At 34.6% G+C, this 15700-nt stretch carries 14 protein-coding genes; 9 read left to right on the top strand and 5 right to left on the bottom strand.

Translation table 11 applies throughout. The features are described from left to right. Positions 1-143: 143 nt before the first annotated feature. Positions 144-566, top strand: coding sequence for a stage III sporulation protein AH (locus NIZ91_10460; protein ID USY57043.1), 423 nt, complete (start codon positions 144-146; stop codon positions 564-566). A 35-nt stretch (positions 567-601) separates the two neighbouring features. On the opposite strand, the gene NIZ91_10455 is transcribed toward NIZ91_10460, so the two are convergent. After that, positions 602-766 carry a hypothetical protein gene (locus NIZ91_10455; GenBank protein USY57042.1) on the bottom strand — a complete coding sequence of 55 codons (165 nt, stop codon included), beginning with the start codon at positions 764-766 and terminating at the stop codon, positions 602-604. Positions 767-777: 11 nt separating this feature from the next. Beyond that, positions 778-1338 carry an AAA family ATPase gene (locus tag NIZ91_10450; GenBank protein ID USY57041.1) on the bottom strand — a complete coding sequence of 187 codons (561 nt, stop codon included), beginning with the start codon at positions 1336-1338 and terminating at the stop codon, positions 778-780. Between the two features lie 392 nt (positions 1339-1730). Here NIZ91_10450 and NIZ91_10445 point away from each other — a divergent pair, with 392 nt between their 5' ends. From NIZ91_10445 to NIZ91_10430, 4 genes are all read left to right on the top strand, one after another. Next, a complete protein-coding gene (locus tag NIZ91_10445) occupies positions 1731-4067 on the top strand; it encodes a UvrD-helicase domain-containing protein (GenBank protein ID USY57040.1) in 2337 nt (778 codons plus the stop codon). Between the two features lie 294 nt (positions 4068-4361). Continuing rightward, positions 4362-5138 (top strand): SDR family oxidoreductase, encoded by a 777-nt coding sequence (locus NIZ91_10440; GenBank protein USY57039.1) that lies wholly within the window; start codon positions 4362-4364, stop codon positions 5136-5138. Between the two features lie 69 nt (positions 5139-5207). Then, positions 5208-5651, top strand: coding sequence for a cell wall hydrolase (locus NIZ91_10435; protein USY57038.1), 444 nt, complete (start codon positions 5208-5210; stop codon positions 5649-5651). A gap of 1130 nt (positions 5652-6781) precedes the next feature. Further along, positions 6782-7099 (top strand): helix-turn-helix transcriptional regulator, encoded by a 318-nt coding sequence (locus NIZ91_10430; protein USY57037.1) that lies wholly within the window; start codon positions 6782-6784, stop codon positions 7097-7099. Between the two features lie 204 nt (positions 7100-7303). Here NIZ91_10430 and NIZ91_10425 read toward each other — a convergent pair whose 3' ends face one another. The 3 genes from NIZ91_10425 to NIZ91_10415 form a co-directional block, all read right to left on the bottom strand. Next, positions 7304-8155, bottom strand: a complete 852-nt coding sequence (locus NIZ91_10425; protein USY57036.1) for a RhaT/GlcU family sugar-proton symporter — start codon at positions 8153-8155, stop codon at positions 7304-7306. 589 nt (positions 8156-8744) lie between these two features. Then, positions 8745-9380: an FMN-dependent NADH-azoreductase gene (locus NIZ91_10420; GenBank protein ID USY57035.1), complete on the bottom strand. Its 636-nt coding sequence runs from the start codon at positions 9378-9380 to the stop codon at positions 8745-8747. A gap of 147 nt (positions 9381-9527) precedes the next feature. Continuing rightward, positions 9528-9845 (bottom strand): helix-turn-helix transcriptional regulator, encoded by a 318-nt coding sequence (locus tag NIZ91_10415; protein USY57034.1) that lies wholly within the window; start codon positions 9843-9845, stop codon positions 9528-9530. Positions 9846-10383: 538 nt separating this feature from the next. Here NIZ91_10415 and NIZ91_10410 point away from each other — a divergent pair. From NIZ91_10410 to tkt, 4 genes are all read left to right on the top strand, one after another. Next, complete coding sequence (locus tag NIZ91_10410) at positions 10384-10878, top strand: hypothetical protein (protein ID USY57033.1); 495 nt, start codon at positions 10384-10386, stop codon at positions 10876-10878. Positions 10879-11060: 182 nt separating this feature from the next. After that, positions 11061-11732 (top strand): ribose-5-phosphate isomerase RpiA, encoded by a 672-nt coding sequence (gene rpiA, locus NIZ91_10405; protein USY57032.1) that lies wholly within the window; start codon positions 11061-11063, stop codon positions 11730-11732. Between the two features lie 376 nt (positions 11733-12108). After that, positions 12109-13611, top strand: coding sequence for a glucose-6-phosphate dehydrogenase (gene zwf, locus NIZ91_10400; protein ID USY57031.1), 1503 nt, complete (start codon positions 12109-12111; stop codon positions 13609-13611). A 31-nt stretch (positions 13612-13642) separates the two neighbouring features. Beyond that, on the top strand, positions 13643-15637 hold the full coding sequence (gene tkt, locus NIZ91_10395) for a transketolase (protein ID USY57030.1): 1995 nt from the start codon (positions 13643-13645) through the stop codon (positions 15635-15637). Positions 15638-15700: the final 63 nt, after the last annotated feature.

The following is a 15700-nucleotide window of genomic DNA, read 5'->3' as shown; positions in this document are numbered from 1 at the left end:
GTCAAATGGAATCTTATTAGTACTGATGTTTATGGTCAAGCCAACACAGCGATTGAAGATAAGAAAAACGCTAGGTATCTGAAACTCAATTATACGAAGTGATATTTTTAGCGTATAGAAGGTAACAAGTAGGAGGGGTCCTTATGCTGATGATTACAGAAGATGTTAAGGGTAAAAAGTACAAAGCATTAATTGACTTATTACTAAGACATTGCGATCGGTTTGCTTTTGTTGAAAATAGGCAGTTGATAGAGTATGAAGAAGAGTGGTTGGCCTATATAAACAATTTAACAGAAGGCATTGCCGAGCACTTCATAGAAAGAAAGATTCAGCAGGAATGGGAGACCACAAAGTTGTCAGAGGGTTCAGCATACGTTTTTTATTATCATTTCAATAATGCTACTAAGCAGTTTTTAAAAGAATATAGCAACTCGCTTTTTAACTGGATTAGTCCTGACCTCCCAGAAGACCTGCAGTTTTATAGAGATGATACATGCATGCTTGCTGTATGTTCACATGAAGGTTTCTTTTTAGTCGATGAATCTTTATGGGAGATATTTGATTAGTCTATTATAAAAATACAGAAAAAAAAGACGCTACTTCAAGCGTCTTTTTTATCCAATAAATGTTTCAGCACAATGATTAACAGCATTAAACCTACAAAAGTTCCTGAGTCATCAACCTCCATATGAAAGAAGGTAGGTGCAATAAAAAAATTAACAACAAATATTAATGATGCAAGGGCTAATAGAATGTTATAAATCATTCATTTCTCCTTCAGTACAATTGAAATTTTTCTTGAATTAATTGAGCTACTTCCTCAGCGCTTAAATTTGTATTGTTGATCCGTACATAGTTTTCTCGCTGTATTTCTCCAGTTTTGGAATTTAATCGGTGTTTGTTCATCGTTTCTTTGAGTTCTTGCTCTGACCACTCTACATTTCTTTTTGTTGGCTTATGCTGGAGTCTGTTTGGCGTTTTGTTTCGGTCGATTCTTTCGTTAAGATCCGCTTCTAGCTCCACAAAATATACCGTACCGCCTTTTGATTCAAAAATGTCGCATACTTCTCTGATAAAATTCCAATCGCTTTGCATATCAAACGCCCATACATAGGTAAAGATTATACCTTTTGCGTCACTTTTTGAAATCGATTCAAAGATTTCTTTACGGAACAAATCTACTAATCTCCACATTTCTTCGTTGAATTGAAACAAAGGAGCAAGAAGTTCAATGGTCATATGATTATGAAACAGCTTCAGTCCCGTGTTTCTTTCTAATTGTTGTCCTACCGTCATTTTCCCTACTGCTTGGGGTCCAAATACGAGAATGAACTTCATCTAGTTCTCCTTTCCATTGTAAGTTTACTAAATTATCATTATATACATTTGGTAAATTTTATCATAAATAAGCAAACAGCGGAAGAAGAAATTCCAACAACTAACAATGTATCCCAGGGAGGGATTATACGAACTTCAATTAAGCGTAATAGCAAAGCATCTTAACAACTACAGCTTCTGCTTAACTCAAAAAAGCATAAAAAAAGGATAAAGGTATTTAACACCTTCATCCTTTGAGTTATATTTCTGCTGAACATCTTGAAAACAAAACAATTTCATGATAAATTAGTATAGATGCGTATCTACACCTATTATTAATTATAATATTTCCTACTATAATTATAATATAAAATCGATGCGCTAGTCAACTATTTTTTTAAGGGGTGTTTGCGATGGGTTCAGAACTTCAGCAGGAACAAAAACGCGTAGATGGTATCATGAAAAGAATTAACGCAGAAATAAACAAGCTAGAAGAAGAGACGACAAAGCGTAAAGAAGAAGTCATTCATATCCGCAAGCACTTTTGGGATGAGGTTAAGGTAAACACAGATACGTTTGATGATTATCTTGAAACGATTATCGGGTTACGCCAAGAAGCTCAGGCGCTATCAGTAACTCAAAGTACACATAAACATTCCTCTAAGCGATTATCCACGTTGCATCGGATGAAAGAGCTCCCTTACTTCGGCCGTATTGATTTTACAGAAGAAGGAGATTCAGCTCCTGAGAGCATTTATATTGGAATTGCTGCTCTTAATGATCAAACTGGAGATGATTTTTTGGTTTACGATTGGCGAGCGCCTATTTCAAGCGTCTATTATGATTATCAGCCTGGACCGGCTCATTACATGACTCCAGGCGGTATGATTCAAGGTGTGCTTGAAAAGAAATGGCAGTATCTTATTCGTAACGGGATCATCCAATCCATGTTTGATACAAGTTTGACCATTGGAGATGAAATCTTACAGCAGGTTTTAGGTAAAGGTACGGATAAGCAAATGCATAATATCGTTGCGACAATTCAAAAAGAACAAAATAAAATTATTCGTCACGATAAAGGAAGGTTATTGATTGTTCATGGGGCAGCTGGAAGCGGAAAAACCTCGGCAGCTCTGCAGCGAATTGCGTATTTATTATATAAATACCGAGATCACATCAATGCAGATCAAATTATTCTATTTTCACCTAACTCTATGTTCAGTAGCTATGTTTCAAACGTACTACCAGAGCTTGGAGAAGAAAATATGCAGCAAGTAACGTTTCAAGAGTACTTAGATCACCGCTTAAGTAAAGCATTTCAAGTAGAAACGCCTTATGAACAGTTAGAATACGTTTTAACAGCAAAGAAGACATCTTTCTATCAAGCGAGGCTTGCAGGCATACGTTTCAAAGCATCTACACGCTTTTTTGAAGCTGTTCAAACTTACAGAAAGTCGCTTGAATCAGAAGGAATGCTGTTTAACGACGTGGTGTTTAGAGGAAAAGCTGTTGTAACAGCAGGAGAAATAGTAGAACGATTTTACAACTTTGATACCTCTCTCCGTTTTCATAACCGACTTGAAAAGTTACGAGATTGGTTATTGAAGAAGTTAGCTGACTTTCAAAAAACAGAAAGTAAAAAGCCGTGGGTTCAAGACGAAATTGAGCTTCTAAGCAATGAAGACTATCATAAAGCACATGCGTATTTAGCTAAAAAACGCGGGTTTAAGAGAGAAGACACCGCTGATTATGATATGGAGCCACAAGCGCTTGCAAGGCTGATTGTGCGTCAAAAGCTAAAACCGCTTCGAAGCAAAATTAAAGAGCTGCAGTTTATTGATTTTATTGGCATATACAAACAACTTTTCACAAATTCTCTTGAAATAACGAAACACTTAAAAGGCAAGGTGCCTGATGACTGGTCTGACATTTGCGGAATTACAGTCGATGCATTAGAGAAAGATAAGCTTTTTTATGAAGATGCTACGCCATTTTTACTTTTAAAAGAAATTATTGAAGGCTTTCAAATAAATAGCGCTATTAAGCATATCGTCATTGATGAAGCGCAGGACTATTCTCCGTTTCAGTTTGAGTTTTTGAAGCGTTTATTTCCAGCTGCACGAATGACGGTACTTGGTGATTTCAACCAGGCTATTTTTGCTCATGCAGATGAAAATACCGATTTTAAGATGTTAACGCACCTCTACGGCGTAGAACAAACGGAACTGATCAACATTACGAGAAGTTATCGATCCACAAAACCAATCATTGAATTGACAAGAAGGCTTGTGCCTAACGGAGAAGGCATTGTTCCGTTTGAGCGTGAAGGGAAACGCCCTGCTCTTACACAGCTGCCAGATTATGATGAACTCCACCAAGCAATTGCGTCAAAGGTTGATGAATTCAAGAGTGAGGGTTATCACAGTATTGCGATTATCTGCAAGTCTGCAGAAGAAAGCGCATCTGCGTACTTATCTTTAGCTAGCATTAAAGATCTGAAGTTGTTAAAAAGCAACTCTCTTGAGTATGAGCAAGGAGTAGTAGTGGTTCCTGCGTACTTATCAAAAGGAATTGAATTTGATGCCGTTATCATCTACAACGCATCAGAGAAAGTCTACGCTGAAGAAAGTTTACGCCGTACTTTTTACACAGCTTGCACAAGAGCCATGCATGATCTTCACCTATACAGCGTAGGGAAAGCAAGTCCGTTTTTAGACAAAGCCCTTCTTGAAAGAGCGCTTGACGCTTAGGGCAATAAAAGATATTTACTTCTTCTAAATATTGGGTTATGATGGAATTATCATGGAGATATATGGAAGGAGCATAATGCAGATGGCTGGCATTCAATAATGGTTAATTAACAAAATGAATAGACAAATTCCCTTTTTTTACGAAAGGGTTGTTTTTCATTGTTACCATTATAGGATACGCCTAAGCTTATGTATGAGAAGACAAAAGAGCGGGTGCCTATTAGCATCTGCTTTTTTTGTTAGTCCATATCTCCAATCGTACGTTGGTTGGCGCGTCCGTAAGGAGATGCAAATATGTCTAAATTAACAAACAAAATTGCTGTTATAACAGGAGCAAGTCGAAGCAAAGGGATAGGCTCAGCCATTTGTATAGAGCTAGCCAAAGTGGGGGCAGATATCTTCTTTACTCACTGGTCTCCTTATGATCGACAAATGGACTATTTTGAAGAAGAAGATACAAGTTGGTCAAAAGAGTTAGTAACCGAAATTAAAAAATATGGCGTAAGATGCGAAGCGCTGGCACTTGATTTATCTAAACCTGATGCACCAGCACAGCTTCTTGAAGAAGTTCAAAAGCGACTTGGGACACCTTCTATTTTGGTGAATAATGCCACTCATTCCATTGACGTAGACTTCCGGAATCTAAATGCAGAAGTTCTTGATAATCACTATGCAGTGAACGTTCGAGCCACCTGTCTTTTAACCGCTGAATTTGCGCGGCGATTGGATGGCAAACATAGTGGGCGAGTCATTAATATGGTATCCGGACAAGATAAATCACCTGAACCAGGAAACCTTGCATATATCGCAACAAAAGGTGCAGTATCTACATTTACAAAATCAATCGCGATTGAACTTGCTTCTTTAAATATTACGGTAAATGCTGTAGACCCTGGTCCAACCGATACAGGCTGGATGAATGAAGAGTTAAAGCGAACTTTACTACCTCGCTTTCCAATGGGAAGGATTGGCGCGCCTACTGACGCAGCAAAACTTATTGCCTTTCTAGCTAGTAATGACGCAGCGTGGATTACCGGACAAATTATTCACTCTGACGGTGGTTTTTTGTAAATAAATCAATTTTCTTGTCCGCTAACATCAATTTTGGCATTTTTTCATACTATAGATTGAGGTGAGACTATGCCAAGAGTTCAGTATAAGGATTCAGACGTTGCATTAATGGCTAGAATGATGCGAGCGGAAGCAGAAGGTGAAGGACAACAAGGGATGTTGTACGTTGGAAATGTCATTGTAAACCGACTAAAAGCTAATTGCATCGACTTTAAAGGGCTACGAACAATTCCGCAGGTTATTTATCAAGTGCAAGGAGGAAACTATTCCTTTGAAGCTGTTCAAAAAGGAAATGTTTTTTATCAACGAGCAAGAAGTGCAGAGAAAAGATTAGCTAAGAAAACGCTTGATTTTTGGCGTGAGCACCCTGCGAAATATGCGCTTTGGTATTTCAACCCATACGCTCCATGTCCTCCAACTTGGTACGATCAGCCATTTGCAGGACAATATAAAAACCACTGTTACTACGAGCCGCAGCCGAATACGTGTGATAGTGTGTATACAGGGGCGTAAAGTTCATTTAAGAAAAAAAGAGTTCATCTTCTGTAGACTTTAGAGATGAGCTCTTTTTCGTTCTATACTTGTTAATATGGGACTTCTTCTAGCAAACTTACTATACTCATCATTAGTGAACTATCCACCAACTAATTAATCTTGCACAATTATTAATTTATGTTTTATAATAAAAAACATATTGCTTTCAAAAACAATTTTCATTAATTACTATTAGTTTTGTTTATAAAATATCACAAACCTAAGTGCTAGAATCTAGTTTTTACTCTTTTGATAGAGCACTATTTAAACAATTATCATTAAATTTACCATGTTGCAATGTATTTAATGAGCTTCTTAAAGTATTTTAATTAGTGGTATAAAATGATTGTAGCAAAATAAGTTTTACTTTAGGATCAGCCTTCTAAAAGGTGAATCTAGTGTGGGAGATACTCAATAGAAGATAAAATATCGTTTTTTTAACAACTAACTCATTGAACTTCCTAAATAATTTATGAGTGAACTCTTTTGGTTTTTGGACAGTTTTTTCCTGTTGAAACATTTGGTTTTTAAATATTTCATACGCTACGTTAAACACGCAGCCAAGTGCTTATTTAATTTTCACTTTACTCAGATGAAAATTAATTGTATGACCTTTAAAATCACTGGTACCATAAATCGCAATGCTTTTCATTCACTCTCCAAAGTTTGTACGCTGGATTAATAGGAGACGTACTCGCTTATCTAATGCTGGTCCACATTGATGGACCCAACATACAACAGCGCTGGTAGCCATCAGCACTCCTCATTCTTATATCATTCCAACAAGTCACGAAAGCTTAGTCTGTACTGAAGATAGTCTCTTTAAGAGTTACAAAAGAATATCAGTATATACAAGTTCTGGAGCTTAATTGCAAGGTTCTTGAATTCTTGTAACCAAAAACGTAACTTATACACAATAACAACTAAATTACGGTACTTAGTTATAAAGGGAAATACAAATAATTTCTTTTTTATTCCTATTACTTTTATTATTTTAACTCTCTTTATCAATCTGGAAGAATTAAATTGCCCATACACTTTACCGTTTTTTGATACAATAAATACATAAGTTGTTTTTTGTCTATATTAATTGAAGGGAGATGTGTAATATGGAGGAATCAAAAGGATTACATCCTAAAGTAGAAAAGAGCTTCGAATTAATTGGAAAAAAATGGACAGGTTTAATTATTTATGTTCTAATGAGTGGACCAAAACGATTTAATGAACTAAATGAAAGTATACCATCTTTAAGTAGACGATTATTAACGGAACGTCTTAAAGAATTAGAAGACCAAGGAATAGTTGTGCGTAACGTTATTCCGGGTCCCCCTATACGTTCTGAATACTTCTTAACTCAAAAGGGAATAGCTTTAGGGGAAATATTAGGACCAATTAGTGAATGGGCTGAAAGTTGGGTTAAAGATTAATTTTTAAGTAACCTTTAAAAAAGAAAGAGTACTTTAGGAACTGCTCTTCAATTAAAGAAAGAACAATAACAAGATAAAACAGTAGCTAAACGCTTCTAAAATCGCAGAAACAAAAAAGACCCCGAATTTTTATCAAGGTCTTTTTAGCTTTAGTTTAATTTATTAATTCCTTTCATATACTCTTATATTTATAGATATATATTATTAGCTTTTAGCTATTCCAAGTAATACACCACCCGCAATGATAAGAATAATCCCGATTGTAATGGAAATAAGTTGACGTTTTGATTTTTTTTCTCCTAATAAGAAGATCCCCCCAAGGGTTGAAATGACAATTCCCATTTGTGACAGTGAAAAACTTGTGGCTACTCCAACCTTTGGCTGGGAGATAAATAAAAACATGTTACCTGCAGCCCAAATTAGGCCTGGGATAATATTTCGAATAGCATATTTATTAAAAGGTTTGTGTTTATAAGTAAGTACAATGCCTCCAATTACCATACCAATTGCTTGAGGAAATAATGCTGACCAGCCGTCCACATTAAATAAACGAGCGCTAACTACGTATACTAAATATCCAATCGTTGAAATAACCAGTGTAAAAATCGCTTTTTTAAATTGTCCTGCTTGCTCTTCATTTTTTTTGCTCTCTAGAGATGTTAATACAATTCCTATTACAATAAAAATGAGAGCTAGTATTCCCAACAAAACAGTAGAAGTAGTTGACCATTCACGGAAAACAACAACACCGAATAAGGTCGTCGATACCAGTTGCATACCTGTTGATATAGGCATTGTTTTAGAAACGCCAATATAGTCAATTGTTTTTAACTGATTGCTTTGACCAATAGCCCAAAATAAACCAGAAATAACCCCTATAATAAAAGTAAGGGGGGTTAAGATGGGATGAACTACTAAATAAATGACTATTGAAAAAATTAGTGCTCCCATTGTAGTTCCAAGTGTTTGACTATATGGGCCGCCGCCTAATTTAACGTTGAATAATACAATACTCCCCCAAAAAATAGCTGGAAGAATAGCTAGAAGAATATCCATTTAATTTAAACCTTCTTTCCTAAACTCTTTAAATATTTATAAAGCGTTGTGTTCACTCTTGTCACTTTATGTTACTTATAGTAACTAGGTTTATAAAAATAGTCAACTTATTAATCTTTGAATAGAGTAGATATAAATCATATATTATATATGAAGACAAACAAAAAACTCCGGCAATTAAGTTACTGTATTATTTACATAGTTTTGATTAAATAATTAAATAGCTCTAATATAAAAAACACATCTAGGTAAAGGCTAGGATGTACCTAAAGCTTCTAGTGCAGCACTTGAAACGGGAGGGTTATATTGGTATTATGATCAATTTATTTTGGGATGCATCTCCATATAAAAGGACAAGTAGTAATTGGGGCATAAGTCAGAAGAAATGAAAGTATAAGGGAATGCTCCAGCAAAAGAGGTTGTTCATAAATTCTAATAAATAAAAGAAACTATAATTAAAAAAAGAACCTCTATGTACTCATAGAGGTTCTTTTTCAGGCTGTTAAAGAATTATGCTCTCAGCATCTTTTTTTAAAGATTAGCGCTCGATATATATAAATAGAAATCAGATTGTATATAAAATTAGATTTTAAAAATTCTTTGCTGCTTCTTTAGCTTCAATAATTGCTTTTTCCTTAATCTCTTGTGCTTGTTCAGGAAACTTTGCCTGGCCTTCTATAATTATTCCTTCGAAAGAGGATACACCAAAAAAATCCATCATAACTTCTAGGTAAGAGTGCCCCATTTCTCTACTAACTTCTGGCCCTTCTGAATAGATATCTCCACGTGCTTGTATATGAAGGGCTTTTTTTCCTGTTAATAAACCACTCGACCCTTCTTTGCTATATTTGAAGGTTTTACCTGATACAGCTATTGCATCAATATATGTTTTCATAATAGCTGGAATTGAGAAGTTCCACATAGGTGTGACAAATACATATTTATCAGCTAATAAAAATTGTGCACCTAGTTCAGCTAAGCGTCCTACTTTTTCTCTTTCACTAGATGACAGCTCATTAAAAGAAATACCTGAACGAAGTTTTTCCCATCCGCTAAAAACATCAGCATCGAGATAAGGGATATCAGCTTTATACAAATCTAAATGAACAACTTCATCATTTGGATTTAGTCTTTTATACAATTCGATAAACTCACTTCCTACTGCCATGCTGTAAGAATGTTCTTTATCAAGAGGATGTGCAGTAATATAAAGAAGATTTGACATATATTTTTCCTGCCTTTCTTAATATACCTTTTTTAAAATTTTTCTTATAGCTGTATTTCATTACTTTATACTAACTTCAATACATTGCCTATCTTTGAAGTTTTTCAATTCATTTTATATAATTTAAAACTCATTTCGCTGGCTAATTTAATCATTAACCCAACTTTCAGCCCACTGACTGATAGGTCCAAGAATTTTACCAAGTTCTGTGCCTTTTTTAGTCAATAGATATTCTGAGCGTATAGGTCTTTCAGGTATGACATGGCGTATGACTATTCCGTTCTCTTCAAGTTCTTTAATTCGTTCTGTAAGAACGCGATTGCTTAAAACTGGAATCATTTCATTTAATTCACTAAAGCGTTTGGGCCCACTCATTAGAACATAAATAATTAAACCTGTCCACCTTTTTCCAATCAGCTCAAAACTCTTCTCTACCTTAGGGCATAACTCTTTTTGGTTTTCCATATATTTAACCTCCTTAAAGTTAATTTAAGTGTATAAATCAATATATATATTTATTGTAATTATCATAAGGTCTACAATGCATATTATACCAAAAATGATCTGCAATAGAGAATAAATGTTATTTTAAATAACTTTAAAGTTAAAAAGTAACTATTCATTATACAAGAATGCTTCATTTAATAATAAGAAGAACGTGTTAATTTAAATGCCATTTTCAATAAAACAACAAGATCCAATAGCACAATTTGTAAAGCATAAACTTAAGAATTAAAAGGATAATGCTACGATTGAAGCTTTTTAGTGGTTTGATAATACGTGATTAAATTATTTATAACGATGTAATAAGTGAAGTAACAACTAATTTCTTGACAAAAGTCTAATATAGGAATATTATCTGTTACATAAAGTAACAAAGGTTATTAAAGTTACTAAAAGTTATAAATAATAACTTGTTATTATGCAACATTGTAAATTGAGAAAGATATCTAGAAAAGATATGAAGATCATATAACTAATTTTTTTAGAAAGAGGCGTGAAAATGAATACCATAGATACAAGGGTACTTGAAACAAGTCGTGGTTTGGAAGTTTATTTAGATGTAATAGGAAATGTTGAAGTAAGTGAAATCCATTCTCCTACTTCAGATAATTATTTTTATGAGATTATTTTAGGAATTAACTATTTTCTTTTAGGAGAGAAAAAATACTATGCAAATCAAAAACATTATTTTGGTATTACAATGAGTGATGACTATAACACAATTACATTAAGAGATCCTGATACAGAAAGTTTATTTGCAGTGAAAACTGCGGCTGAAAAACAGGCTACAAAAGAGTTAATCGGAGATTGGCTAATTGAAACAGAGGCTTTCAAACAAGCGGTAAGTGAAATGATTAAACAAGAGAAAGACAAAGATGTGCAGACAGAAGAAGATATAAAAGCAGTTTTAGGAACTATAAAATTTTTAGATAAGTTAAGTCAATTTAAACGTGGAGATTTAGAAGAAGTTTCAATAGAAGGAGAGAACGTTTAATTTACTGAAGCAAAGCATAATGTAAAGAAAAATAATGTTTATTTAATTTAATTAGTGAATCACCTATTAAAAAAACCGAGTATATCTATAGGTTAAGTTATATAAAAGTCCGGTAGGTAAGATGTAGAATAAAATGTTTTTATAATAACACTCAATGTAGAGATATGAGAGGAGGTGGGAATGTGAACGAAAAACAGATAATTGGTGAAAAAGCAGTAGATTTTGTAGAAGATAATATGGTAGTGGGATTGGGGACGGGATCAACGGTCTTTTATACAATTCGTAAACTTGGACAATTAGTTAAACAAGGACTTCATATTACAGGAATTCCTACTTCTATTCAAACGGAAGAATTAGCAAAAAAGTTCGGGATTCCTATTTCTAAATTTGAGGATGTTGAGCAAATTGATATAGCTATTGACGGAGCTGATGAAGTTAGTTCTGAACTAGACCTTCTTAAAGGTGGTGGTGGTGCCCTTCTAAGAGAGAAAATCGTTGCTAGAGAAGCTAAGACTTTTATAGTTGTGGCGGACTCATCTAAGTTAGTTGAAAAATTAGGATCATTTCTTCTTCCAGTTGAAGTAATCCCTTTCGGAGTTGAAGTGACTAAAAAGAATATTTATAGATTGGGAGGAAACGTTAATCTCCGTGAGTCAAAAGGCAAGCCTTTTAAGACTGATAACGGTAACTACATCCTTGACTGTTCTTTCTCTGATATTTTGTCCCCTAAAGTCTTAGAGAGAGAACTTAATATGATTCCTGGTGTTGTTGAAAACGGATTATTTGTAGAAATGGCTGAGAGTGTTATTACAATAGGTCAAGAAAATAATGTTGTCATTAAGAAGCGGATATAAGAAAAACGTATTTTCAGATTGCTATCTTTTCAAATTAAGCAACCAAATTTTTGAAAAAGTAAAGGACGATGGAACAGAATACTACAACTTGTTAATGATTTTACATTTAGTAACTAAGTATATATATTGCTCTTTAAATAAGATGAACAGATGGTTTTTAATCCTGTCTAATTATATAAAAAACAATACTTTAAAAGGATTTTAAAATCAAACGCGTTTAACTTGACGAAGTATAAATTAAAAGTTATTATAGTTACATAAAGTAACTTATGTGATAAAAAGTATCAAAGTAATTACTTTTAACATCTTTTACTTTTGAACTGATTAGTACTTACATCACGAGAAAGATAGCTTTAATCAAAAAGGAGGAATAAAAATGGAATCGATGACCTTTGTCTTGTATGGAGCAACAGGCGATTTAGCTAAAAGGAAAATTTTCCCCGCTCTATATAATTTATATATCGATCAAAAAACACCTCAAACATTTTCTATTATTGGTCTAGGTAGAAAAGAAATGTCTGATAATGAGTTTCAAAATTATGTGAAAGAATCTATACAAACATTTTCAAGACGTTTAATAAATGATCATTTTAAGGTAGAAGAATTTATTAAAAACTTTCGCTATAGTAAATTAGACGCTACCGATATCAAAGACTATAGAAAGTTGTTAAACCTTGTTCAACGACTTGAAGAAGAATTGAATATTCCTCAGAACCGAATGTTCTATCTATCTGTTGCCCCAGAGTTCTTTGATGTTATTGCCTTAAACATTAAGAAAAGTGGATTAGGTACTACACAGGGATGGAAGCGTCTCATTATTGAAAAACCATTTGGACACGATTTGGAATCTGCTCGTAATCTAAATAACAAACTAAGCGAAGCTTTTAAAGAAGAAGAAATTTATCGAATTGATCACTATCTTGGAAAACCTATGATTCAAAACTTAGAAGCTTTGGAGTTTGCAAATCCTATTCTTCAATCTTTATGGAACAATCAATATATAGCCAATGTTCAAATCACAGCGAGTGAAACAGTTGGCGTCGAGGAGAGAGCTGGCTATTATGATCAGGCAGGTGCCATTCGTGATATGGTTCAAAATCATATGTTACAGATGGTAATGATGACAGCAATGCATTTACCTAAACAAATTAGGGCAGACGACATTCGAGAAGAAAAAAAGAAAGTAATTGAATCTCTTCGCCCAGTCAAAAAAGAGGACGCCTATTTACACGTCGTTCGAGGTCAGTATAACAGAGGGGAAATTGATGGTCACTCGGTTGCAGGATACTTAGAAGAACCTGGGGTAAGTGACTCGTCTCAAAACAATACTTTTGTAGCTGCTCGTTTGTGGATTGATAATCCGTTTTGGGAAGGAGTGCCATTCTATATTCGCACAGGAAAACGAATGAAAGAGAAATCGACTCGAATTGTAATTGAGTTTAAAGATTCACTAAAAGATTTATATGTGAATCAAAATGAGGGCGTCGAACCAAACCTTTTAATTATTGAAATTAATCCAAATGAAAATATCTCTCTTCAGCTCAATAGTAAAAATCCATTAAATAATGGGAAAATGGAGCCTGTAAGAGTGAACTTTTCGACTGAAAGTAAGGGCGTACCAGAAGCGTACGAAAGACTAATTTTTGATGCATTTCGTGGGGATTCTACGTTTTTTGCTCATTGGAAAGAAGTTGAATTATCTTGGAAATGGGTGCAACCAATTCTGGAAGCTTTTGAAGAAAATCTCTTACCTCTTCATTCATATTTATCAGGATCCTATGGACCAGAGGAGGCTAATCGTTTACTAAAAGAAGATGGATTTAAGTGGTGGCTTGATTCAGAAGTTGTTCATAATCCAAATACAATTGTATCTATCTAAGAACTCAAACATTACTAGGAGGAAAAATTCCGTGAATCATAATATTAAAACATTAGCTGTAAACACTATTCGAACATTATCTATAGATGCAATTAATAGTGCTAATTCTGGCCATCCAGGTCTTCCAATGGGTGCTGCTCCAATGACATACGCACTATGGGCAAATCACTTACATCATAATCCTAAGAACGCAAAATGGTTTAACCGAGATCGTTTTGTTCTTTCTGCTGGACACGGTTCTAGTTTGCTATATAGCATGCTTCACCTTAGTGGATACGATGTAACAATAGATGATTTAAAGAATTTCCGTAAATTAAACAGCAAAACGCCTGGTCATCCGGAATTTAGTCATACAGATGGTGTTGAGGCAACTACAGGTCCTTTAGGACAAGGAATTGCTAATGCTGTTGGAATGGCTATGGCAGAAGCGCATTTAGCTGCAAAATTTAATAAAGAAAAATTCCCTATTATCGATCACTATACGTATACTTTGGTAGGTGATGGAGATTTAATGGAAGGAATTTCTTATGAAGCCATGTCGATGGCTGGTCATATGAAGCTTGGTAAACTTATTGCATTATACGATTCTAATGATATCTCATTAGATGGCGAATTAAACCTTTCTTTTTCAGAAAATATTCAAAAACGAGCTGAATCTGTAAACTGGCAGTATTTACGAGTAGAAGATGGAAATAGTGTAGAAGAGATTACTAAAGCAATTAAATTAGCTAAACAAAATACAGATCAACCGACTCTTATCGAAGTTAGAACTATTATCGGTTATGGTAGTCCAAAAGTTGCTGGAACAAATAAAGCTCATGGTAATCCATTAGGCGAAGAAGAAGCAAAAGCAACAAAACAAGCGTATGGTTGGCCATACGAAGAAAAATTCTTTGTTCCACAGGAAGTTAAAAGTCATTTTGAGCAGCTAAAGAAACAAGGTATGACAAAAGAGGAACAATGGAATGAGTTATTTGACTCTTATAAAGAAGCGTATCCTTTATTAGCGAATGAACTAGATAGTGCTATAAAGGGAGAAGCGTTAATTGAAGTAAAAGATATTTTGACTTTTGATACAGAAAAATCTATTTCAACTCGTGTTGCCAGTGGCGAATCCATTAATCACTTTATTAAACTTGTTCCGTCTATATTTGGAGGAAGTGCAGATTTGTCACATTCAACGATGACAGATATAAGAGATGAAGGGCCATATACACCTGGATATTTCGGGAACCGAAATGTTTATTTCGGAGTACGTGAACATGCAATGGGAGCCGCAGGAAACGGAATGGCTCTTCACGGTGGAGTAAAACCATTTGTCAGCACATTCTTTGTTTTTAATGACTACTTACGTCCATCTATTCGCCTAGCAGCATTGCAAAAGCTACCTATCACATATGTATTTACACATGACTCTATTGCTGTTGGAGAAGACGGGCCGACTCATGAGCCAATAGAACACTTAGCTGCTCTTAGAGCAATTCCTGGACTTACAGTTATACGTCCATCTGATGCTAATGAAACTGCAAGTGCTTGGACATATGCGTTGCAGCAGAATGAAGGACCTGTGGCTTTAGTTCTTAGCCGTCAAAATTTACCTGTTTTCGAGGAGACGAAAGGAAGCATTGAAAATCTTTCTAAAGGTGCATATATTCTAACCGAAACGAACGATAACCCTGACATTATTTTAATTGCTACAGGTTCAGAGGTATCGTTAGCCGTAAATGTAAAAGCACAATTAGAGCTTGAAAATGTATCTGTTCGTGTCGTAGCTATGCCTAGCTGGGAGCTCTTTGACGCACAATCAAGAGAATACCAAGAGCGTATTCTTCCTACATCCGTTTCAAAACGTATTTCTTTAGAGATGGGGATTTCTCTAGGGTGGGAACGCTTTGTAGGTCCAAATGGCAAAGTTTTATCCATCGAAACATTCGGTGCTTCAGGAACAGGTGCTGAAGTAATGAAGTTATTTGGATTTAGTGAAGAGAATGTTACTAAAGTTGCAAACAATTTATTAAAAGCATAATAACAAGAGCAGGTAGAAGTAAAGACATCATTCTTTCTTCTATCTCTCACTAAATATAGAAAA

Origin of the sequence: Bacillus sp. 1780r2a1 (assembly GCA_024134725.1) — a bacterium.
Lineage (GTDB): Bacteria > Bacillota > Bacilli > Bacillales > Bacillaceae_H > Priestia > Priestia aryabhattai_A.
This window is presented reverse-complemented; position numbering and strand designations above follow the sequence as displayed.